The 24,805-nt window shown below is 41.6% G+C and carries 15 protein-coding genes; 9 read left to right on the top strand and 6 right to left on the bottom strand.

Going from position 1 to position 24,805, the window contains the following annotated elements:
- The coding region (locus J3P37_RS21840; RefSeq protein ID WP_256014004.1) for a hypothetical protein at positions 1 to 314 on the top strand (314 nt) is incomplete at its 5' end.
- 305 nt (positions 315 to 619) lie between these two features.
- On the opposite strand, the gene J3P37_RS21845 is transcribed toward J3P37_RS21840, so the two are convergent.
- Both J3P37_RS21845 and J3P37_RS21850 read right to left on the bottom strand, forming a co-directional pair.
- Positions 620 to 1,417 carry a tRNA threonylcarbamoyladenosine dehydratase gene (locus J3P37_RS21845; RefSeq protein ID WP_256014007.1) on the bottom strand — a complete coding sequence of 266 codons (798 nt, stop codon included), beginning with the start codon at positions 1,415 to 1,417 and terminating at the stop codon, positions 620 to 622.
- 29 nt (positions 1,418 to 1,446) lie between these two features.
- On the bottom strand, positions 1,447 to 2,127 hold the full coding sequence (locus J3P37_RS21850; RefSeq protein ID WP_256014010.1) for a TatD family hydrolase: 681 nt from the start codon (positions 2,125 to 2,127) through the stop codon (positions 1,447 to 1,449).
- 97 nt (positions 2,128 to 2,224) lie between these two features.
- Between J3P37_RS21850 and J3P37_RS21855 the strand changes: the two genes are divergently transcribed.
- Entirely contained in the window at positions 2,225 to 4,009 is a 1,785-nt protein-coding gene (locus tag J3P37_RS21855; protein WP_256014012.1) for a DNA polymerase III subunit gamma/tau, read from the top strand.
- A gap of 23 nt (positions 4,010 to 4,032) precedes the next feature.
- Here J3P37_RS21855 and J3P37_RS21860 read toward each other — a convergent pair whose 3' ends face one another.
- Complete coding sequence (locus tag J3P37_RS21860; RefSeq protein ID WP_256014014.1) at positions 4,033 to 4,497, bottom strand: hypothetical protein; 465 nt, start codon at positions 4,495 to 4,497, stop codon at positions 4,033 to 4,035.
- Between the two features lie 151 nt (positions 4,498 to 4,648).
- Between J3P37_RS21860 and J3P37_RS21865 the strand changes: the two genes are divergently transcribed.
- The 7 genes from J3P37_RS21865 to J3P37_RS21895 all read left to right on the top strand — a co-directional run bounded on the left by J3P37_RS21865 (position 4,649) and on the right by J3P37_RS21895 (position 20,377).
- Complete coding sequence (locus J3P37_RS21865) at positions 4,649 to 5,884, top strand: isocitrate dehydrogenase (NADP(+)) (RefSeq protein WP_256014017.1); 1,236 nt, start codon at positions 4,649 to 4,651, stop codon at positions 5,882 to 5,884.
- 167 nt (positions 5,885 to 6,051) lie between these two features.
- Positions 6,052 to 6,615: a hypothetical protein gene (locus J3P37_RS21870; protein WP_256014020.1), complete on the top strand. Its 564-nt coding sequence runs from the start codon at positions 6,052 to 6,054 to the stop codon at positions 6,613 to 6,615.
- A gap of 21 nt (positions 6,616 to 6,636) precedes the next feature.
- Entirely contained in the window at positions 6,637 to 8,787 is a 2,151-nt protein-coding gene (locus J3P37_RS21875) for a cation:proton antiporter (protein ID WP_256014023.1), read from the top strand.
- A 101-nt stretch (positions 8,788 to 8,888) separates the two neighbouring features.
- The gene (locus J3P37_RS21880) at positions 8,889 to 9,869 is read left to right on the top strand and encodes a type I phosphomannose isomerase catalytic subunit (RefSeq protein WP_256014026.1); all 981 of its coding nucleotides are present in this window, start codon (positions 8,889 to 8,891) and stop codon (positions 9,867 to 9,869) included.
- Between the two features lie 185 nt (positions 9,870 to 10,054).
- Positions 10,055 to 15,088, top strand: a complete 5,034-nt coding sequence (locus J3P37_RS21885) for a translocation/assembly module TamB domain-containing protein (RefSeq protein WP_256014029.1) — start codon at positions 10,055 to 10,057, stop codon at positions 15,086 to 15,088.
- Positions 15,081 to 17,372 carry a translocation and assembly module lipoprotein TamL gene (gene tamL, locus J3P37_RS21890; RefSeq protein ID WP_256014031.1) on the top strand — a complete coding sequence of 764 codons (2,292 nt, stop codon included), beginning with the start codon at positions 15,081 to 15,083 and terminating at the stop codon, positions 17,370 to 17,372. The genes J3P37_RS21885 and tamL overlap by 8 nt, the downstream gene beginning before the upstream one ends.
- 191 nt (positions 17,373 to 17,563) lie before the next feature.
- Positions 17,564 to 20,377: a TonB-dependent receptor plug domain-containing protein gene (locus tag J3P37_RS21895; RefSeq protein ID WP_256014033.1), complete on the top strand. Its 2,814-nt coding sequence runs from the start codon at positions 17,564 to 17,566 to the stop codon at positions 20,375 to 20,377.
- Between the two features lie 3 nt (positions 20,378 to 20,380).
- Here the strand turns inward: J3P37_RS21895 and J3P37_RS21900 are convergent, their stop codons facing one another.
- Genes J3P37_RS21900 through J3P37_RS21910 form a run of 3 tightly spaced genes read right to left on the bottom strand, consistent with a single transcriptional unit; the run spans position 20,381 to position 24,774 of the window.
- Positions 20,381 to 21,106, bottom strand: coding sequence for a head GIN domain-containing protein (locus J3P37_RS21900; RefSeq protein ID WP_256014035.1), 726 nt, complete (start codon positions 21,104 to 21,106; stop codon positions 20,381 to 20,383).
- 11 nt (positions 21,107 to 21,117) lie between these two features.
- The gene (locus tag J3P37_RS21905) at positions 21,118 to 23,772 is read right to left on the bottom strand and encodes a TonB-dependent receptor (protein ID WP_256014037.1); all 2,655 of its coding nucleotides are present in this window, start codon (positions 23,770 to 23,772) and stop codon (positions 21,118 to 21,120) included.
- Between the two features lie 18 nt (positions 23,773 to 23,790).
- Positions 23,791 to 24,774, bottom strand: coding sequence for a FecR family protein (locus J3P37_RS21910; RefSeq protein ID WP_256014039.1), 984 nt, complete (start codon positions 24,772 to 24,774; stop codon positions 23,791 to 23,793).
- Positions 24,775 to 24,805: the final 31 nt, after the last annotated feature.

Here is a 24,805-nt window from a genome sequence, read left to right on the forward strand (position 1 = left end):
TAAAGCTTTTTCCGTATAAGGCATTTGGCAAGTCTCTGGCAAGAGGCCCGGAAAGAGACCGAAAGGGGGCGCCCCTGCTTTGGGAAATGGAGCCGGGCGCTTCGACAATTTCCGAAGGTTTCCCGAAGCGGCTTCGCTTTTTTCCGAAGCCCTCCCGAACACTTCCCGAAGAAAGGGTAGGTTTTCCCGAACACTTCCCGAAGAAACCCCGAAGCCTTCCGCTACCTGGGGATAATCTTTTACGAAGCTGTCCGCAAGACTTCCGGTACATTTGCCGAAGAACACTAGCGAATTTTGAGGTAATGTTCAATTAAGTGTGTCAGCGTTCAAAAATCTGTGAGACGAGATTTGACATGAAGGACACGGCTAAAGAAATGCCAACCTGCGGGGTAGTGCTCCTAGTCCTCTCCTAGGCACAGTTCGATCTGCAAGGAATCTCCTACTGACCTCCCACTGATCTCCCTGGCCTGCCAGATCAAGCCCTGCGACCTCCTTGCGGAAATCCGTTGGAAGCTCACAGGGAGATCAGAGAGCAAGCTGGGGAGGTCAGTAGCATTGCGAACACCGTATAGGAGCAGGGTAGGAAAAGGCTTCTAAAGGAGTTATTAAAATACAAGCATTAAGCTACAACGCTCCTCTTTCTCTTCGAAATCCTTTTCACCTGGATTCTTTTCGGCCGTTCTTCCAGAGTCACTGGTACTGAAAGCAGGTCGCGTATCACAATGGAGGCGCACATGCCGCCAAAGGCTGCCGGGAGGTAAGATATCGTTCCATAAGCTGAACGCTTATAATTACTGCCATCTGTCATAATTAAAGAATCTAGGCGCACCTCTTCCAGTGAGAATACAGCTTTGATTCCATTGCTCACACCTAATCGTTTTGTCCTCTTGCGCACATATTCGGCGAACCGACATTGATAGGTATCAAATAGATCAGTTACCCGAAGCAAAGATGGGTCAAATTTCCCTCCTGCTCCCATAGAACTCACCACACGCTGTCCGCTATGATAGGCTACCGACAGTAAAGTAACCTTGGGACTGATACTATCAATACAATCTACAACATAGTCAAACTGCGATTGCAGGATCTCGCGGCATTTTTCAGGAGTTAAAAAATCTTTAATTACATTAAGTTTCAGATCAGGGTTTATTGCCAAAAGCCGTTCTGCCATAATATTGGCTTTTGCTTCCCCATGATTTGTGGCCAATGCAGGCAGTTGCCGGTTGCGGTTTGAAGGATCAACCACATCGCCATCCACTATTGTCATTTCACCGACTCCCGCTCTGCAGATAAATTCCGCAGCAAAAGATCCCACACCACCGAGGCCAACAACTAACACGTGAGCCTTCTGCAATTTGTCAATACCATCTTCACCTACTAATAAGGCAGAACGCGACAGCCAAGCTAAATCAGACATTACAATAAAAAATTAAAATCATGAAGGCTTTAGACGCCTTCAACTAAACTCATACAATTCGCAAAAATAATGTCTTTCAATGTATAGACAGGAATATTTTTAATTTCGGCAGCAACCTTATAGATCTTTTTAACAGGGATGTCTTTATCATCGGTTTCGAGGAAGAACCGGTCATCCGGAACAGTGTTTAATAGTTTAAATGCATTTGATCTGTTATTAAGTAAAGCTGCTCCGAAAGAAAGGTAGAAACCATGCAAAAGCAATTGTTTCAAAATATCTTCATTATTATTAAAGCCATGCACTATTAGCGGAACGGAAGGATTAAGCCGCCTTTTAATAAGGATCAGTTCATTAAAACATCTTACACAATGTATAAGCAGAGGTTTCCTCGCATTCTCTGCAATATTTATTTGCTCTTCTAACACTAGTTGCTGCAGTTCTAAAGAAGGCCCTCGCAAGCGATCAAGGCCGCACTCCCCTATCAGTTTAACATTAGCGCTACCTGCAACTTCTTTTAGCTTTGCTAATTGTGCTTTTGTATTAGTATCGTTGATAAACCAGGGATGTATACCCACAGATATCCAATCTTCAAAACTGCCCTTTTCCAAAGCCATACATCCCTCCGGGGGAATTATCACATTATAAACCACCTTAGCTCCTCGCTGCCGTTTGTCTGAATGTGAATGAAGATCGATCAGCGCAGCTCTCATTACTTAAACATTTATCCAAAGATTAATAATATTCAGAATATAACGAATCTCAAATCTTCATTTCCCAATTTCACATCTTCTTTCTATTTTCGTGCCGATGGATAATTTTATAGTGTCGGCGAGGAAATACAGGCCGGCTACGTTTGAAAGCGTAGTTGGGCAACAGCACATTACCAACACGTTAAAGAATGCCATCAAAAACAATCAACTTGCCCAGGCTTTCTTATTTTGCGGCCCCAGGGGTGTCGGAAAAACAACCTGTGCCCGTATTCTTGCCAAGACAATCAATTGCCAGAACCTAAGTCCGGAGATTGAAGCTTGTGGCGAATGTGAGTCTTGCCGCTCCTTTGCAAACGGAAACTCTTTTAGTATCCACGAGCTGGATGCTGCCTCCAATAATTCGGTAGATGATATTCGTAGCTTAATTGAGCAGGTTAGAATACCACCTCAAACCGGCAAATATAAGATCTATATTATAGATGAGGTTCACATGCTTTCTCAGTCCGCTTTCAACGCGTTCCTGAAAACATTGGAAGAGCCTCCTTCTTATGCGATCTTTATTCTTGCAACCACTGAAAAACATAAAATACTTCCTACGATTCTTTCCCGTTGTCAGATTTTTGACTTTAACCGGATACGAGTGGAGGACATGGCAAATCACCTGGCTTCTATCTCTAAAAAAGAAAGTATTAGCTATGATAATGATGGTTTGCATCTCATTGCTCAGAAAGCAGATGGTGGATTACGGGATGCATTGTCAATGTTCGATCAGATCGTAAGTTTCTCGAATAGAAACGTTACGTACAAGGCAGTAATCGACAACTTAAACATTCTTGATTACGATTATTATTTCAAACTTACCGATGCCCTTTTGAAGGAGGACATTGCTGGAACTCTTTTGGTGTTTGATGATATCCTCTCGAACGGATTTGACGGAAACAACTTCATTGCAGGTCTTGCCTCACATTTCAGAAATCTCCTTGTGGGAAAAGATCCTTCCACGCTAAAGCTGCTGGAGGTAAGTGAGGGTATAAGGCAAAAATATCTGGAGCAATCTAGGGCAGCATCTGCTTCGTTTTTACTTTCGGGGCTAAACATTGCTAATCAATGCGACCTCAATTACAAAAATAGTAAAAACCAGAGGTTGCAGGTGGAGCTGGCTCTCATAAAAATATGCCACATACCATCAGCGTTAAATTTAACCTCTTCAATTTCTTCTGAAGCGGTAAAAAAAAAACCTGATACCTCAATAAAGCCTGAACCTGCAGCATCAACGGATCTTGCTTCTTTAGCTCAACCGGCTCCAGCGAAACCGGTCGCAACTGCCGAGATAAAACAGCCACAAGCGCAGTCAATGCCTGCAGCGGCTCCTGCTCCTGTTGCAGAAAGACCCAGGATTTCCATTAAGCCCCTGACAGCTTCGGCTTCTATCATTCCTAACTTAAATGATTTATCCGGCAGCGTTTCGGCTGTTCAGGAAGACGAAGGGCCAAAATATGTTTCAGGGGATAGCCGGGAACATTTCAGCGCCGATCAATTTTTGCAGGAATGGAATAAGTATGCCGAAGATATTAAGCGTGCCGGTAAAATTAACCTTTTCACGTTAATGACAGCCAATTCGCCCTCTCTGCTTGACAACTATCAGGTGGAAGTTATTATTGAGAACAAAATCCAGGAAACACAATTAAGTGTTGAAAGGGTCGACTTGTTGAACTACCTAAGAGTGAAACTTAAAAACTTTGGGATAGATATTATCACTCGCCAGGTAGAGAAAACTGATAAGAGAAAGCTTTACACCTCTTCCGAGAAATATCAGCATATGGCAGAAAAAAACCCCAGTCTGGAAGATTTCAGACGGAGGTTTAATTTGAATATAGAATAGTGTCTAGTTGATAAACTACACCTCTATTTCAGGAAGTCACGCTCGTCGGTGTCCCCGGATGCATCGTTCTTCGGGTATCCTTCTTCATCCAGATCATCCCGGTCGTCTTCCGGAGTATGAGCCAGCGCTTCATCCACCGGATCTAATTCCACGATTTTTCCGCTATCTATGTGCATACCAAATTCTGAGCTAATAGGGTCGGAAACTTCAGGCGAATCATTTGGCCGGTGATATTCATCGCCAACCGTCAGATTAGCTTCATCGAAATCAGAGTCAAAATCACTTCCGTTCCTTACAGAAGTTCTGTAGGGATCCGGATGATCGTAATCTTCATCTTTACTATCCACATCCAACTCAAAGCTATCCTCTTCTTCGTTAAACGACAGATCTTCTTTATTCACTTCTGCTCCCAGTTCATCTTTCATTCTTTTATCTCTATCCAGGTTCTCATCGTTGAAACCTGGATAAAACGAATTTTTCTGTGTCATTGGATTTGTTTTTAATACTACTATAAAAGAAAAAAGAGCTTAGAAATGTTTTTACACTGTGCACACTTTTGAAATTCAATCAGGATCCTTCTGTTTTTGCAAATTTTATATCTTTGGGCGGCTCAAATAAATACAAAAACTAAAAACAAACATGTCAATACAAAAAATCAAAGTAGCAAATCCGGTTGTAGAGCTGGATGGTGATGAAATGACCCGCATCATCTGGAAGTTTATTAAAGACAAACTTATTCTTCCTTACCTGGAACTAGATATTAAATACTATGACTTAGGTATCGAATATCGGGATGAGACTAATGATCAGGTTACTGTTGATGCTGCAAACGCTATTAAGCAATATGGTGTTGGTATCAAATGTGCAACTATCACTCCGGATGAAGCCCGTGTTGAGGAGTTTGGTCTGAAGCAAATGTGGAAATCACCAAACGGAACTATCCGGAATATTCTTGATGGAACTGTTTTTCGCGAACCAATTGTAATGAGCAACGTTCCCCGTTTGGTACCTAACTGGACTGCTCCTATCTGCATTGGCCGTCATGCATTCGGTGATCAGTATCGCGCAACAGATTTCGTTACCAAAGGAAAAGGCAAGTTAAAGATCACTTTTACTCCTGAAGACGGCGGAGAAGAGCAATCCTTTGAAGTATTTAACTTTAAAGGTGACGGAGTCGCCTTGGCAATGTATAATACTGACGAATCTATCAAAGGTTTTGCTCACTCTTGCTTCAACACAGCATTGCAAAAAGGCTGGCCGTTATACCTTTCTACTAAAAACACCATCCTGAAAAAATATGATGGTCGTTTCAAAGATATTTTCGAAGAGATCTATCAGTCAGATTACAAAACCAAGTTCGAAGCCGCAGGTATCGTGTATGAGCACCGCTTAATCGATGACATGGTTGCGTCCGCTCTTAAATGGAATGGTAACTTCGTATGGGCTTGTAAAAACTATGATGGAGATGTTCAGTCGGATACTGTAGCACAAGGTTTTGGTTCATTAGGATTAATGACTTCCACGTTAGTTACTCCAGATGGTACAGTGATGGAAGCTGAAGCTGCTCATGGAACTGTAACCCGTCACTACCGCGAGCATCAAAAAGGACGTCCGACTTCTACGAACCCTATTGCGTCTATTTTCGCTTGGACAAGAGGTTTGGAGTTCCGTGGTAAATTAGACGGCAACCAGGAGCTGATCGATTTCTGCCATAAGTTAGAAGCGGTTTGTATCGAAACTGTAGAAAGCGGCAAGATGACCAAGGATTTAGCTATTTCGATAAAAGCTAAGGTAGAGCATGGTACAGACTATTTGTACACTGAAGAATTCCTTGAGGCTATCGACCAGAATTTAAAAGCCAAATTAGGCTATTAATATCTTTTTAGAACAGAAATACCTCGCTGTAAAGCGGGGTTTTTTTATGCCTTAAAAAACTTAATCGAGAAAAATACGGTTTGTTTCATTGATTTATCAGCTAGCTTCACTATTTTTAAAATATTGGCTAATTGCCAGATTTAGAATTGACACAAATCTTTTTATCTATGAAGTATCTTTTAGCATTTTCTCTACTTTCTCTCTTAGGCTTCTCCGCTTGCAACGATCGTGAACAGAAATTACGAAAAAGAGAGCTTGAACTAGTTGAGAAAGAGCAGAAATTACTGTTAAAAGAAAAAGAACTCGCGCTGAAAGAACAGAACATTTTGACACGAGAGCGCCTCTTAGACACATCGAAAATTAATCTTGTTGATTCAGCAGCTTATAGTCCATTAATTATAGGAAGCTGGACTGTTACCATGCGTTGTACAGAAACCGATTGCGCGGGGTCAGCTATCGGAGATGTTAAAAATGAAACATGGAACATCACCTACCAGAATGGAAGTTTTCTCTCGAAAGTGATAGTGAACGACAAGCTGGTAAGGATATATTCAGGAAAATATAATGGAAAGACACTTGACCTGACTGCGCAGCAGGATGAAACCGGAATGCCCCCCCAGGCAAAAATGGCGGTACAATTAAAGTTGATCAGTAAAAATAGAATGGAAGGACAGCGCATTATACAACGTCAAAATTGCAGAATTCTGTATGAACTAGAAATGACGAAGTAGCAAGTTTAAAAAGAAAAACAAATGATTTTACTATCAGATCTGGACCTCTCCCTTCCTTTAAAAAATCCTGTGGTTATTTTCTCACTGGTACTTTTTATCATTCTTTTTGCCCCTATACTTTTCAATAAGATTAAAGTTCCACATATCATCGGTGTTATTCTTTCTGGTGTAATCATCGGGCCATATGGCTTAAATCTTTTAGCTCGTGATAGTAGCATTGTGTTATTTGGCACTGTTGGCCTTTTATACATCATGTTTATGGCGGGACTTGAAATCGATATAGAAGAGTTTAAAAAAACACGTGTTAAAAGCTTCGTTTTCGGACTGTTTACATTTTTGATCCCGATCCTGTTGGGAAGCTTTGCAGCCTACTATGTCCTCGGCTTCAGTATTCCATCTGCTATATTGCTAGGAAGTATGCTTTCGTCACATACGCTGCTTGCTTACCCCATTGTAAGCAAGTATGGCATATCTCGTATCAGGGCCGTTACAATGAGTATTGGCGGAACGATAATCACCGATATTTTGTCGCTTTTGGTGCTGGCTATAGTAACTGGGATGACCAAAGGAGACATTGGTCCAGCTTTCTGGATACAACTTGTTATCGGCTGTATCGTCTTTGGGTTTGTCATTTTTTATATTTTTCCGCTCATTGCCCGTTGGTTCTTCAAAAGGTTCGATGATAATATTTCCCAATACATTTTTGTATTGGCTATCGTCTTTTTAGGAGCCTTTCTTGCAGAAGTAGCAGGTTTGGAAGCAATTATCGGTGCATTCTTATCGGGGCTGGCTTTGAATCGATTTATTCCGCACTTATCACCCTTGATGAACAGGATAGACTTTGTTGGAAATGCATTCTTTATACCTTTTTTCCTCATAAGCGTAGGTATGCTCGTCGATGTGAGTGTTTTATTTAAGGGATGGGGTGCAATAACAGTTGCAGCTGTAATGATTTCACTCGCAATAATCTCAAAATTTATGGCCGCATGGTTTACGCAGAAGTCGTTCAAACTTTCAGTTAATGAAAGACAACTGATCTTCGGACTGAGTAATGCCCGTGTAGGTGCAACATTGGCTGTTGTGTTAGTGGGATATAACATCATTCTCGCTGAAACTCCCACTGGAGATCCCATCAGGTTACTTAGTGAGGATGTTCTTAACGGAGCGATTTTAATGATTCTCATCACTTGTACCATCAGTTCCTTTGTAGTTGAAAAAGCGTCGCAAAAAATTGCTTTAAAAGAGGAAAGTGAAAGCATAAAGAATAACGACAACGATGAAAAGATACTCATCTCACTTGCCTATCCTGACACCGTATCTGAGCTTGTCGATTTTGGATTGATGCTAAAACCAAAGAAAAGCCAAATTCCAGTTTATGGATTACATATTGTCAGCGATGGCATTGATGACGGCAAAATGCATGCTACCGGAAAAAAGATGATGGATAAGGCTCTTAAACATGCGTCTGCAACCGAAAATACCATCATTCCATTGACTCGCTTTGATGTTAATATTGCCAACGGTATTATCTATACCATAAAAGAACAGCGCATCACCGATGTATTGATTGGTCTACATAAGAATGCCGGGCTTGAGGATTTCTTCGGACCTGTTGCCCAAACAATCTTAAAGCGTACCCTTGAAACCATCTTCATCTATAAATCCGTACAGCCATTTAACACTTTGAAGCGAATGATGGTGGTAGTTCCACCTCAGGCTGAACATGAACCTGGCTTTCTTCACTGGCTTACCAAGCTTACCACTATTAGCAAAGAATCGGGGCTGCCAATCATCTTTTATGCGCATGAAGAAACCATTGAAGAGCTGGAAAGCCAATTGGATGGACGTCTCAAAGCTTCATTTTTTCCTTTTAATGAGTGGGAAGACTTTCTCATCTTTACCCGTGAACTAAAGCCCAACGATCTGTTTCTTATCGTTACATCCCGCAAAGATCATAGGTCGTTTAGCCCCCAGTTAGATCGATTGCCATATTACCTTATCAATTATTTTAATAGCAACAGTTTTATTCTCCTTTATCCTAAACAACTAGACCTGACACTCGATATGGGACCCTCTCCGTCGATGGATACAAGTCTTATGGATAGTCTATCGGAAAAGATTAATGTGGTAAACAAAGCAGGCTCATTCTTCAAGCGTTTATTAAACAAATAAATCAGTAGAGATAACTTAAGCGAAACGATTTAGCAATGTTTAATCGTGCGTTCCTGCTTGTTCTTTTGTTTTTAAAATATATATTTGCCACAAAAAAAGACATGTCAACTCTCTATCCTTTAAAGTTTAAAACTATTTATAAAGATAAGATCTGGGGCGGCGAAAAAATAAACACTTATCTGGGAAAGGATTTTTCTCCTCTTCCAAATTGCGGAGAAACCTGGGAAATTTCCGGGGTTAAAAGTGATGTATCTGTTGTAGAGAATGGATCATTAGCCGGAAAGAGCCTGGATGCTTTGTTAACTAGTTTTAAATCTGAATTGCTAGGTCAAAAAGTTTATGAAAGATTTGGAGACGAGTTTCCGCTCTTAGTTAAGTTTATTGACGCTAATGACGACCTGTCTATACAGGTTCACCCGGATGATAAGTTAGCCAAAGAACGCCATAATTCTTTTGGCAAAACAGAAATGTGGTATGTTATTCAGGCTGATGAAGGAGCGACATTGATCTCTGGTTTTAACCAACAAACGGATGAGAATACCTATCTGGAGAAGTTAAACACTGGAAAAATAAACGACATCCTTAATAAAGAAGAGGTGACAGCGGGCGATGTTTTTTTCTTGCCGGCAGGACGGGTGCATACTATCGGCAAAGGCTTGTTAATTGCTGAGATACAGCAAACATCGGATATTACTTACCGGATATACGACTTTGACCGCGTGGACGACAAGGGCAATAAACGTGAATTGCATACCCAGGAAGCCTTAGCAGCTATCGACTACAACGTATATCCGGAATATAAATCGTTATATCAAAAAAAGGTAAATGAACCTGTAGAAGTGGTTACTTGTGAATACTTTACTACTAACATCCTTGAGTTTACCGAAGCAACTGAGCGCGATTATTCAGCTAAGGATTCTTTCGTAATTCATGTCTGCGTGGATGGTGAATACATCTTAGAGTGCGATGATACTAAGCTTAAGGTAAAAATGGGAGATAGTATATTGATCCCTGCTACTGCAGGAAAAGTGGAGATGCAAACTACCAGTGGGTTTAAGATATTAGAAAGCTATATCGCTTAGCCCTGTTTTAAGGATTATAATACTACCAGACTCTGTCCGTAGATTTTTTAAAAATAGATTTGGTAGCAGAATAACAGTTCAATCTATGCAACTAGTTTTGTTCCGAAACACCAATACGCAAAAAACGTTAAAATTCAAACATTTTCCCGCATTAAGCAATTTATAAGGAGTTAATCCTTATTTGCTTGAAAAATTACGGTATACTCTCACTAAAAATCATACTTTGGATATTAGGAACTATTGTCTTCCTTATACTCCTGCTTTTTGTACTCATTAGAGTACCCGCAGTTCAGAACTTTGCCAGGGGAAAAGCTGTCAGCTTTTTGGAAAATAAAATCGGTACTAAAGTTGAAATAAACCGGCTTAGCCTCGATCTGCCGAAGCTAATTGTTTTAGAGGACATTTATTTTGAAGATCAAAAAGGAGATACCTTACTGGCAGGTGATACACTAAAAGTTGATATCAGTCTTCTAAAACTGATGCAAAACACTGTCGAGATCAATGAAATAGATCTTCGAGGCATTACAGGGAACATTCAGCGTACTCCTGATAGTGTTTTTAATTTTGATTACATCATTAATGCATTCGTAAGCGAACAGAAGAAACCGGCTCCGGTAGATACTGCTGCCGCGCCCATGAAGTTCTCGATCGACAAAGTAAATCTGGACAGGATTAGGATAAAATATAAGGATGCCCCTACTGCTAATGACGTCAGCATCTATCTAGGACACTTCGATACCCGGATCAAGGAATTTAACCTCGACAGCATGAGATATAATATTCCGAAATTTAAGCTCTCTAATGTGAACGCGGTAGTTATCCAGGGCAAACCTGCTGTAAAGGCAGACTCAGAAAGTGCGAATATTGTAGAAAGTCAGCAACCTTTAGATCTCGACTTTCATCTGGGCAGTGCGGAGATAGACCGTGTCAAAGTTAGTTACCAGAATGACGTGTCTGCACTTAAAGCAGACGTTAATCTAGGGGTTCTAAATGTTGAAACGGATAAGTTGGATATGAAAAACAAGGCAATTAGTCTGAACGACCTGAATCTTGACAACTCCTCTTTTCATATCACACTAGGAAAAAAAGAACAAGCTAAAATTGTTAAGAAAGAAGCAAAGGAAGAGGTTTCAGCTCAGGCAGATGTATGGAAGTTTACGTCATCTAACATTAATCTGAACAATAACAATCTTCGTTTCGATGATCAAAACATGCCGGTCCAACGCCGGGGAATGGACTATGGGCACTTGAATATTCAAAACCTTAGCCTTTCATTGGCAGATCTAGTGTATGCTCAGGACACTATTTCCGGCAATATCAAATCCGGCAGTATGAAAGAAAAAAGTGGCTTTGACCTCCGTCGGCTTAGCACCTCTTTCTTTTATGGTAAAAATCAGGCCTATTTGAAGGATCTTTATGTTCAGACCAGTCAGACGCTCATTAGGAATGAGATTCAACTCGGATACAATTCCATTGAAAGCCTGACAAATAATCCAGGCGATCTAAGGGTTAATGCCAATCTGGATAATAGTCGCTTAGGCTTACGAGACGTTCTGGTGTTTGTACCAGGCCTTGCAGCCACTGAACCATTTAAGAGCCACTCTCATGAAGTTCTTAATATTAATGGCAGGGTAAACGGACAACTAAAGAACTTATCTATTCCTTCTCTCCAAATTTCTGGTTTTGGCAATACCAGCCTGAATGCTTCGGCTAAGATCACTGGATTACCCGATATGAATAAAGCCTTCTTTGATCTGAACATCAAAAACTTTAATACCAGGAGCCGTGATATTTATGCCCTTGCTCCGGCCGGGGCAATACCCGCCAACATTCGAATACCTGATGCGTTACGCTTAAACGGGACCTTCAAGGGTAGTATAAGTAGCTTTAATACTAATCTGAACTTAAACTCTACAGATGGGAGTGCTAAAGCTGTTGCTTTTGTTCAGAATGGGAAGACTATGCGATATAAAGCAGATGTCAAAGCATATAGCTTAAATGTAGGCCGGATAATCGGACAGGAAAAGACAATGGGGAAAGTTTCCCTGGTGGCTAAAGTAAACGCCAGCGGCACCGATCCGAAGAAGATAAACGGAGCATTTAGCGGTAAAGTAATTCAAGCCCAATACAACGGCTACAATTATCGCAACCTTTCAATGAAGGGTACAGCCCGGAATGGTTCTATTGCAGCAGTGGCCAACATGTCTGATCCTAACATTGCTTTTGATCTCAATGCAAAAGCTAATCTCAATAAAAAATATCCTGCCGTTGATCTAACCCTCGACATGGACAGTGTTAATCTTCAAAAGCTAAATTTCATGGCCGATGATTTTCGCTTCCGCGGAAAATTGGTTGCAGACCTTTCCACGGCAGATGTAGACTACCTGAACGGAAATATCCAGCTTACAGACGCGATAATTGTGCGTTCGGGACAACGGATTCAACTCGATTCGGTGGATGTTACGTCTATGGCTTCGGCAGATAGCAACAGCTTAAAATTGCGGTCGGAAGTAATTAACGCTAATGTATCCGGGAAATATAAACTTACTCAATTAGCACCGGCCATCCAGTCGGTGATCAACAAATACTACTCTACCGGAGCAGTAAAAGCGCCTACCGTGCCGGATCAGCATTTAACATTTACCGCACAAGTAATAAATGCGCCACTTCTCTCTCAATTTGTCCCAGACATAAAAGAAATGGCTACTGTAAACCTTAGCGGCAGTTTCGATGGCAGAACCGGTCAGCTCAACGCTAATGCCACTGCACCAAGAATTGTTTATGGAAGTTACGACCTTAATAATCTGGTTTTGAAGGTAAACACAGCCAACGATGCTATCAATTACTCTCTGGCGCTCAATCAACTGAACGCTTCACAGTTTAAACTTTTAAATACCTCAGTTACCGGGAATGTACAGAATAACATTCTCAGCACACGACTGGAGGTGAAGGATGCTAAGAACAAACAGCACTATTTACTTGCAGGTGCATTAAAAGCTAATGACTCCAGCTATGAGTTCAGCCTGAACACGGACGGTGTGGTGCTAAACTATCAGCCCTGGACAGTGAGTTCTGACAATTTTATTCGTTTTGGAAGTGCAGGTATCATGGCGCAAAACTTCACCTTGTCAAGCGAAGGCCAGCAGCTGTCTTTAAATACCACCCCACCCGGTCTCAATAATCCTCTTGAGGTAAAATTCACCAACTTCAAAATTGAAACCTTAACAGAAATAGCCCGGAAAGACTCGCTCCTGGTTGGAGGTACCATAAACGGCAATGCACTGGTTAGAAATTTACAGACCAGCGCTATTTTTACGTCTGACCTTACCGTCGGTGATTTCAATTATATGGGCGACACGGTGGGTAATATAGCACTAAAAGTAAATAACGAACGGGCAAATACCCTTGCGGCTAATATGTCTATTACTGGTCAGGGTAATGAAGTCAATTTAAATGGGTTCTACTATACTAACAACAGCAGCTTCGATCTTATTTTAGATATCGCTAATCTTAATTTAAAAAGTATCCAGGGCTTCACAATGGGCGGAATAAAAGATGCGAGCGGAAGTATAAACGGAAGATTAAATGTCAATGGAACTACATCCGACCCTAATGTAAACGGTGATGTCAATTTCAATAATGCAGCGTTTAGAGTTGGAGTTTTGAATTCGCTTTATACGATCAAAGATGAACGTCTTACTTTTAATGACGAAGGAATTCGCTTTAACACATTTACCCTTACCGACTCTGCAGGGAACACCCTCGCCGTAGATGGGTCGCTACTTACATCCAATTACCTTGACTATCGTTTCAACTTAGACGTAAGCGCCGACAACTTTCAAGTACTAAGCTCGACTGCCCAAGACAATGAAATGTATTACGGTCAACTCTTTATAAACACCCGTCTTAGAATCCGGGGAGATATGGCGCAGCCGGAAGTTGATGGTAACCTGAAGGTGCTTAAGGGTACTAAATTCACTCTCGTACTTCCGCAAAGTGATCCGGGATTGGAAGAACGTGAAGGAATTGTTGAATTCGTAGATCTAAATAACCCTGAAAATAATACTGCTCTTACTTCTGCTCCAGACACCATCGAAAACTCAGCTTTGACAGGTATGAATGTAAACGCCAATATTGAAGTGGATAAAGAGGCTGAGTTCAGCATTATTGTGGATCAGGGTACGGGAGATTTTCTGGAAGTAAGAGGCCAGGCGCAACTCAACGCAGGTATAGACCCAAGCGGAAAAATAACACTGACAGGAAACTATGTTCTGGACGAGGGAGCATATGAATTATCGTTTAACTTTATACAAAGGAGATTCGACATCAGAAAAGGCAGCACAATTACCTGGACTGGCGATCCTATGCTTGCAGATATTGATGTGACGGCCGTTTATGTTGCTGAAACGGCCCCGATCGACCTGGTAGCAAATCAGTTGGGTTCATCAACAGCTTCTGAGGTTAACATGTATAAACAACGTCTTCCATTTGAGCTTCTTCTCAATCTGAAAGGCGAATTGATGAAACCCGTGATTTCGTTTGACATTGACCTTCCGGAAAGAAATTACAACGTATCCAGTACGGTAATAACAACAGTTAACACCCGGCTCGACCAGCTTAAGACAGAGCCGTCCGAATTGAATAAACAAGCTTTTGCACTTGTGTTATTGAACCGCTTTATTTCCGATAATCCATTCAGCAGCAGTGCCGGCGGTACCAGTCCTGAATCATTGGCCAGGCAAAGTGTTAGCAAACTGCTGAACGATCAATTAAACGATGTTGCCGGCGGCTTAATTGGAGGAGTAGACCTTAATTTCAATCTTGAGTCTACCGATGACTATACCACCGGACAACTGAAAAACCGGACAGACTTAAATGTCACCGCATCAAAACGTTTAATGAATGATCGGATTAAGGTTTCCATCGGCAGTAATTTCGAACTCGAAGGTCCTCGCCAACCCAGACAGACTTCGAATAATGTAGCCGGAGATTTAGCCGTGGATTATCAGTTATCTAAAGATGGACGCTATATGCTAAGAGCATACCGCAAAAACCAGTATCAGGTAGCTGTGGAAGGACAAGTTATTGAAACCGGCCTCGGATTCATTATTAACCTGGATTACAATCAGTTTAAAGAAATACTGGCACGTAAATCCGAAGAAGAAAAACAACGCCGCGACAAAGAAAAGGCAGAAAGAAAACTTGCAGCAGATGAGTAAAAGATCTATATACTTTATTTTAATTCCCACGTTAATTGTCGCAGCGTGCAGCAGCACCAAATATGTGCCTGAAGGCGACTATCTTTATACCGGTGCAAGTGTAAAAATTGAGGATAAAAACATTAAAAAAAGGGAATCTAAAGCTCTCTCAGGAGAGCTGGAAGGAGTTTTACGGCCCAGGCCAAATTCAAGGTTTTTAGGAATCCCTTTTAAATTATGGATCTATAACTCTTTCGGAAATCCTAAAAAGGAAAAAGGACTCGGGAATAAGATCCGAAACAAATTCGGGCAGCCCCCGGTATTGTTTAGCTCTGTTAAGGTAGACTACAATCGAGATCTTGTGCAGAACCGGCTGGAAAACCGCGGATATTTTCGCGCAGAAGTTACAGCCGACAGCTCGGTGAAGAAAAAGACAGCTAGCCTAACATATACTGCCATCCCCGGCCCTCAATATATGATCAACAGCGTACGTTTTGCCACTGACAGTTCATCATTAGGCAAGGCACTTGTGAGAACCTCCCGGAGAAGCTTTTTAAAAGTTGGGGAGTCTTATGACCTCGATGTTATCAAATCCGAACGAACTCGCATTGATAACCGGTTAAAAGAAAAAGGTTTCTACTATTTTAGCCCTGACCATATACTTATACAGGTAGACAGTAGTAATAACCAGCAGAAAGTTGATCTGGTTGTTAATGTAAAAGAGTCTATGCCCGAAAAGGCGAAACAAGTTTTTAACATCGAAAATATATACATCTATCCGAACTATAATCTTGCTGACGACTCTTTGAGTGTTGACTATGGGAAGCCTTACAAAGACTTTATTGTGGTAGACAGCACTAATCTCTTCAAACCACAGGTTTTTGAACGCACGATGTTCTTTCATAAAGGAGATATTTACAATCGAACGGATCATAACATGTCTTTGAACCGCCTGGTGAATTTAGGCACCTTCAAATTTGTAAAAAATAAGTTTGTCGAGACTGCGGATTCTGAAGATAATAAGTTAGATACCTATTATTACCTGTCTCCCTATCCCAAAAAGTCATTACGAGCCGAGCTGTTGGGAAGAAATACTTCTGCAAACTTTAATGGGACGGAGATCAACATTAGCTGGCGAAACAGAAATGCTTTCAGAGGGGCAGAGCTGTTAACAATAAACGCCTACGCAGGAACAGATATACAAGTGTCTGGCGTGAACCAGGGCAATAATTTATTACGTTTTGGAGCTGAGGCAAATTTGAACATCCCAAAATTGATAAGCCCTTTTAAATTTAACGCCTCAAGTGCTTTTATTCCCCGGACCAAGATCATGCTGGGTTACGATTTTTTAAACCGCAGGGAAAGTTATGCGCTTAATTCTTTCCGCACTTCATTTGGATATGTATGGAAAGAGGATGTTAAACGTGAGCATCAGCTAAACATATTTGCAGTCAATTACGTGCAACCGGCCAATGTAACGCCGGCGTACAGTGCGCTGGCCACTCCGGGAAGTACATTCGCCAAGGCCATTGAAAAACAGTTTATCATCGGTCCTAATTACAATTTCCTTTACACCAATACCGTTGAGACAAGAAAGAAGAATACCTTCTATGAAAACTTCAACATTGATCTGTCGGGTAATATCCTCGGACTGGCAATGGGTGCCAATTACAAGGATGGCGATACCGTGCAATTTTTAGGTGCTCGTTTTTCCCAGTATGTTAAGATAGAAAATGATTTCAGACATTATTTTAATCTTGGTTATGGAAGCCAGATAGCAAGCAGGCTGATTACAGGCTATGGGCTGGCTTATGGTAATTCATCATCTTTACCTTTTATAAAGCAGTTCTTTATCGGTGGAACCAATAGCTTACGGGCCTTTAGGGCAAGGTCATTGGGCCCCGGAACAACAAACCCGGTAGTGGATAGGAATGCCATCGCTCCTGATAGAACCGGTGACATCAAACTGGAATTTAACACAGAGTACCGCCCTAAGTTTAATAATATTCTCCGCGGTGCCTTATTTATTGATGCCGGGAATATCTGGTTGCTGAATGAGGACCCTCAAAACCCACAGCCCGGCGCCACTTTTAGCAAAGAATTCTTAAGTGAACTGGCTGTAGGTACCGGAGTTGGTTTACGCTTCGATCTGTCTTTCTTTGTATTGCGTACTGACCTGGCTTTTCCTATCCGAAAACCATGGCTCCCAAAAGGCGAACGCTGGGTATTTAACGATATTGACTTTAGCAGAGATTGGCGTAAAGAAAACCTGGTATTTAACCTGGCCATTGGCTACCCGTTCTAATTGATCCCCTTAATTTCTGTAAGGATGTTATCTTTCTTTAAGGTAGCATCCTTTTTTGTTTTGTGATTTCTGATTAGTGCCACCTGTGCCGGCCGTTCGATTCTTCTTGCAAAACTGCTTTCACTGAATTAGATTTGAGGAGGAATAACCTAAACATAATCAGCTCTTAATAAAGGCCTTTATCACATAACATGACAGCATTACCGCACGCTTCTGTTTCTATCAGATTCTTATTTGTCAGCTTCTTTCTTCTAATATATTCTTTTTCTGCAAGAGCTCAAACAAGCGCATCAAACACTGTTCCTGACATGCAGCGACTTGTTGCGGCGCTGGATACATTTAGCAAAAAGCTGCCTGCCGAGAAGCTATTTATCCATACCGACAAGCCCGGTTATATATCAGGAGATACACTGTGGTTCAAGGGCTATCTCCTGGATGCGCAGACAGGCGCTTACTCCAGCCGCAGCGGACTGGTTTACCTGGAGCTTATCTCTGATAGTGGTGTGGTGGCTCAAAGGATATGTGTACCGGCAGCGTTTGGTCTAACCTGGGGACAAATTATCCTCGACGAGACGATCAGCGAGGGTGCCTATTATTTACGTGCATACACTAACTGGATGCAGAATTTCGGAGAAGATACCTTCTTTAAAAAACGCTTTTACATAGCGAGTGCCGGTGAAGAGCAATGGCTGGTTACAGCACGGCATAGTTCAGCATTAAGCGACGGAAAAAAGCAAGTGTCGTTTGGATTGCAATTCAAAAAACAAAACAATGAGGCTATCGGCTTCAAAGAAATACAATGGCGTGTATTGGATGGACGTAAAACGCTCTCGAAAAGCACCGATGAAACACTCACCAGCAGCATTGAAGGTAAGTTCATCGCCCCCGCAAAAACCGGGAACACCTTAACTATAATTGCGCAGGACAAGAAAGATCCTAAACAAAAAGTGGTCATTCCGCTAAACGTCTTTGAACCCGAAGACATAGATCTGCAATTTATGCCTGAAGGAGGTCACCTGGTAGCCGGACTACCTTCTAAAGTGGCTTTCAAAGCTGTCCTTCCTAATGGTAAAAGCACACCTGTCAAGGGAACCATTGTTGACAGTAAGAATAACGAAATTCTCAGTTTTGAAAGTTTACATAATGGCATGGGCGCGTTTGATATTGCCCCACAGGCGAATGAAACCTATTCAGCAAAATTAACACTGGCAAATGGCGCTACTAAATTGTATGCTTTACCTGCGATCAATCCTTCGGGGATCACAATTAAAGTTTTGAACCGGGCAGAGTCTGACTCCGTACGGGTGGCCGTTTTTTTAAGTGCCGACTTACTTGATAACAAGACTTACCGGCTTACTGGCTTCTCACGAGGGCATATGTATTACGGGGCCAATTTTGCCGCGAACAAACAAAGGGTAAGCGGCCTGGTGTCAAAGCTGTCTTTTCCGACTGGGGTTGCCCATTTTACTGTATTTAACGACAAGGATCAGGCTGTTGCGGAGAGGCTGGTTTACATTGACCATAAAACTAAACTCAATATCAATATCGGTTCAGCAAAGGCAAGTTACAAAACCAGAGATAGTATAGCACTTAACCTGCAGGTTTCTGATATGGCTGGTAAACCTGTACAAGGCAGCTTTTCCTTATCTGTTACTGACGACTCGCAGGTAAATATCGACACGCTCGAGAATAATATTTTAAGCCAGTTTTACCTTTCTTCTGAACTAAAAGGTGCCATAGAGAAGCCAGCATATTATTTTACGGGAAGCCCGCAAGCCCATCACGCTCTTGACGTGTTGCTACTGACGCAGGGATGGGTTGGCTATAACTGGAACGAAATATTTAAAGGCAAAAATACGCCGGTCTTTACTCCTGAACCAGGTCTGGCTGTAAGTGGTAAAGTTCTTAACGCTTTTAATAAGCCCGTTTCGAACTCTAAAGTTCTTTTGTTTGCCAGCGGCAAGCTCCGTCTGATAAGAGACACTGTTACCAATAATGCGGGACGTTTCTCGTTTGCAAATTTCCCACCTGTTGATACCGTTTCATTTTTCGTACAGGCGAGAAACACCCGCGGAAAAAGCTTTAATGTGGGGCTTGAAATGGACGGCTTTAAACCTGCGAAGCCCTTTGTTTCTACCGAGCCTCCTTTAATTCCATGGTATGTTAATATGGACAGCACTACCTCAAATGTTATAAAAAACAGAAAAGATTATAAAGAATATATTGAAAAGCTAAATGGCCCCAATATGCTTAAGGATGTGATCATCACAGCCAAAAGAGCCATAAAAAACTCCAAAAATCTCAATGGTGCCGGTGAAGCTGACCAGATCATAGACCTCGAACAGATCAGCAAATCCCCGACTTATTCTGTGCTAGACCTGTTGCAGAAACAAGTTAAAGGCTTTATGATAAAGACCAACAAAACGGGCAATCAATTCTTTTATGTTTACGATAAACGTGTGCGGTTCATAGTAGATGGAATAGACCTGAACCGGTTTTACGAGCCTACTGATTCGTCAGGATACAATCAATATTATGAGTACATAAACTCTGCATTTTCGTCGCTTTCGCCGAGTGAGATCACCGGGATAGAGGTAATGTATAATATGGGCAATACCAGCAGGTACGATTCTGAATTCCTGACATCGACCGAGCTAATGGGATTTCCTAACACTGCATATTTGGAAATCACCACTCGCTCTGGTAATGGAATATTTTTCAAAACGACCCCGGGGATAGCCACATACAGGCCAATACCTATAACCACCGCCCGACAATTTTATCAGCCGCGCTATAATTCCTCAAACGTCGTTAAAACGCCTGATTATCGCTCAACCGTTTACTGGCAGCCTCATATCTACGTGGATAATAACGGAACTGCCAGTACAAACTTTTATTCGGCAGATAAGCCTGGATACTACACTGTTCTCATCCAGGGCAGTAATATGGAAGGATTGTTAGGTTATAAATTTATTAAATTGAAAATTGAAGCACCAGGAAAGTAATCGCTATTCTACACCCACAATTTTGCCGGATCCGCTTATTGACGAATTGACTTTGCCTGGATTGCCTTTGTAGCGTACACCGCCGCTTCCGCTGATATTTGCGTTAAGCTCATTGCTTACAAAGATCTCCAGGTTACCTGAACCGGAAATATTAACGCTGGCTTTTTCGGATACCAGGGGATAGCCATGTATCTTTCCTGATCCACTTATCTGGGCTTCGAAATCAGAACAAGATCCCTCAATATAAACATCACCGCTGCCACTCACTTTGGCGGTGACCCAGTCACTTTCCGATTTCACACTGATTTTTCCTGATCCGGAAAGCTCTATATTGAGCTTCTCTGCATCAAAGATATCCTCTGTTTGGGCATTTCCAGAACCTGCAAGCCTTATTTCTTCCAATTGATCAGTGTACACCACGAATTTAAAATCAGTATTCTTCAGACAACGGTCGCTGTAAATTTTCAACTTCCCGTCTTCAACACGGCTTTTTGCTTCCGCTATCTGGTTGGAGTTACCCTCTATGACAATCCGGTTTTCCGGTGCCTTACGAATTATCAACTTGCCTTCCATCTGAAAATCAATCTTGGTAAACTCTGCCAGTGCCCTGCTTTGCGAGTCTTCGTCATCATTTCCTCTTATGCATGGACCAAAACCATTCTTATTGCATGCAGTAATAGTCAGAGAAATAAAGAGTAATAAAAGTGTATGGAAAACTTGTTTTTTCATATGATAATTATTTAAAATTCTATCCTGTAATAAAGAGAAGGTATCATTCCCGCCAGGGTAGCTTTCTCGATCTTATTTTTATCAGAGTTAAAAAACTCTCCTAGTTCGTTGCGGCGATTCATAATGTTTTGGATATCCAGGAAAATGGCATGACTTAACTTTGGCCTGTTAATCCGGTAGTTCACGGAAAGGTCTAACCTAAAATATGGCGACGTTCTGATAGTATTTATTTGATCTTCGAAGACGGTTTGATAATCCTCTCTTAATGACTCTTCAAGGTTAATGGGCGTATAAGGACGGCCACCTGTATATACAACCTTTGTATTGATTCCAAATAAGTTTTTATTTGAGGATCCGGTCTTCCATTCCTTTCCGCTAACAATATTGCCTACATAATTGCTGTTAAAATTCGTATTATATTTTTTGCCACTTAAGGGACTGAACTTAGAGTCAAAAAGAGAAGATGTAATAAGGAAATAATATCCCTGGCTCAATGACTTCTCTAAGGTAAGCTCCAGGCCTGTGTTTGTTCCCTTCCCTTTGTTTGTGAGTGCACGATAATTACGGGCATAGATCATGTAAGCATCGGCACTGTTTATCGTTGAGAAGTTAACCGCCGGATCATTCGAAACAGGCACGTTAAAGAGATGCTGATAATAAGCTTCGGCTTTAAATTTTATACGATTACGGAAGCTTCTTTCATATCCGGCAACTATATGCAAGGCCTTTGATGGCGATAGCTCTCTGTTCGATTCAATAACTGTTCCATCAGGCAGCTCATTCCTGGCAAAATAAAAAGCCATAGGCTCCAGGCGACTATGCACTCCGGCCCCGAGGGAAACCTGCTGATTGGGCTTAATCCACCAGTTCAATCCGGCCCTGGGTTCAATGCTCACAGTCTCGCTAAGGTTAAAGTAACTGGCATGTAAGCCGGAATTGACAGAGAGCTTATCGTTAAACTGGTGTTTCCATTGAACAAAAGACTCCTGGTTCCAGGCGCTACCCTGAGCTTGAAGTAAGTTGCTGAGCCTGTCAATCTGCTTTTTGTACACCAGCGAGTTAAGGTCGAAAGTAAGCAGTGAGCTAATTATACCGGCTCTGACTGTATTTTTAGAGTTTACCTTGTAATTGACAAGTCCGGAATACCGGAAGCTCTCATTAATGTAAGTATCCCGGCCGTAGGTACTTTTCTCATACGTGTTACTAAGTGAATCTACATCATCAGTAATGCGGTTCCCAGAGTAAGACAATATATTTTTCAGATATATTTTTTTATTGAGGGAAAGCAGATGCTTTAGCCCTGCACTCCCTGAGTTGTACCCGAAGCGCCTGTCGAACTTATCGTCGAGACTTTCCCAAACAGTGTAGTCTCTCTCAGCTTGCTGTTTCTGGCTGCTTATCCCTCCTATCCCGAAAAGGGAAAAAGTCCCTGCAGTTTTTGTAGGGAAATTAAGATTAAACGCCAGATCCTGATAAATAGGCACTCTACCCTCACCAGCCGGCGATATTCCCAATTGTTCAAGAATTCCAAGTGTGGAATAACGATAATTGATCAAATACGATGATTTACCGCCCTTTTTGAAGGGACCTTCTACCGTCGCCTCAGTTCCCAGTAAACCAGCCATAAAAGCATATTCGTTTTTCTCTGTATTTCCCTTGCGGAATTGCAAGTCAAAGACGCCTGATAGTGCATTACCATATTCTGCCGGGAAGGCTCCTGTAAAAAAATCTGAATTGGTTAACATACCGGAGCTGATCATACTGATACCTCCAGCCGAACTTCCCTCTTCTCCAAAATGATTGGGATTAATAATTTCTATCCCTTCCAAACGCCATTGTAATCCTTTAGAGGAATTTCCGCGAATAACGATATCATTGTTGATATCATTTCCGGCCGTTACTCCCGCAAAGCTTTGAGCCATCCGGGCTGGGTCAAATGCACTCCCTGCATAACGGCTGGTTTCTTCTGTTGAGAAAGAACGGGCGCTTACCGTTGCCATGTCATTCAATGGCCGTTGAACATCCTTATTAGCACTAACATAAACCACATTCAAATCTGTTATCGACTCAGTCAATGGTATCGTTAGAACAAGTTCCTTGCCCGAACTTACCAGCACCTGCGATATACTCGTCTTCTTATAACCCAAAGCTGAGAATTCAATTTCATGCCTGCCCACGGGAATACTTCTGAAACGAAATTCGCCCTCTGAATTTGTGGATGTCCTTTTATCGGCGGAGGAAACCGCAACGGTTACTCCTGGTATCGGCATATTACTTTCTTTATCAATAACAACTCCTCTAATGGTTTGAAAGAGAGACTTGGACGGTTCCTCAGAATCGGCCGTTCTCTTTGGATTAGGCTTCAAGATTATCTGCTCTCCTACTTGCTGCCACTGCAAACCCGTTTCGATACAAAGTGCATTCAGGACGGAACTGAGCGGTTGAGCTTTTAGCCGGATGCTTATTTTCTTGTTTAGTTCCAGATCTGCATTGTTATATGAAAACCTGAGTTTATGACTTTTACCCAGATCCTCCAGGATATAAGATAGTCTTTGTTGATTATAGGCTACTGTAACTTTCTTCGCCAGTTTGTTCTGCGCAAAACTGCTTTGGGCAAAACATAGCATGGCCATAAAGAATATTATCTTTTTTAAAATACGTCTCATAATAAGTTTGATTGTCTGCTATTTCTTCTTTACAAGGTAGACAGAATCTGATTTCACAATTTTTACATCAAGCAAAGCTTCTAAAACATCGCTGACATCATTTAGCGAGGCATTATCAAACGAAGTGGTAATCCTTTGATTAAGAAGAGCTGAGTTTTCAAGTCGGAAGCTTATTTCATAAGCACCTTCCAGAGTTTTAATCACCTGAGAAACAGGTGAATTTTGAAAAGTCAGACTTTTATTCTTCCAGAAAAGAAAGTTTTGATCTTCATATGAACTTTTCGCCACGTACCCCTCTTTTGTAATCAGACCGGCATCCCCTGGCAACAAAAAAAGCTCTTGCACAGGGTTGTCTTTCGACTTAAATGACACCTTACCGGTTACAACCGAGACTTTTATATTGCCCTCGTCCTCCTGCTTAATATTAAAGGAAGTTCCTAAAACCTGGGTAAGGGTTCTTCCGGTTGTAACTATAAAAGGCTTGTCAGGATTCCTTTTAATTTCGAAAAAGCCTTCACCTGTTAACTTCACTGTCCTTTGCTCGTCGCTGTTAAAGCTTTCTTCATAAGTCAAGGAACTATTGCTGTTGAGCCACACTTTCGAACCATCAGGCAAAATCAATTCCTTGTGCTGGCCAGCCAAAGTTTCTACCTCGATTAATCCACTGGTCGATAATTGTTTGTAGCTTAAAACACCAATTGTTAATACCAACAGAACCATAGCAGCGATTTTAATCCATCTGAATGAATCAATTCTACGCACCTGGTCGTCTGTTTTTTCTACAGCGATTGTACTTCTGAGTTTCTGCCATGCGGCTCTGGTATCTACTTTAAAATTTTCCGGATAATTTTTGGTCTTGTCCCAGGTATCCTGAAGCTCTTTGAGCAATTCGGCACGGACCGGATCGTCACCCAGCCATTCCAATAATTCCTCTGTTTCTTCGAGAGAAAGTTCGTTGGAGACATACCTGCTCATTAAATTCCAGTATTTTTCGTCGCTCATGCTTTAAACAATTACTGTTTATTAATAAGAC

The organism is Desertivirga xinjiangensis (assembly GCF_024436435.1).
In the GTDB taxonomy this organism is placed as follows: domain Bacteria; phylum Bacteroidota; class Bacteroidia; order Sphingobacteriales; family Sphingobacteriaceae; genus Desertivirga; species Desertivirga xinjiangensis.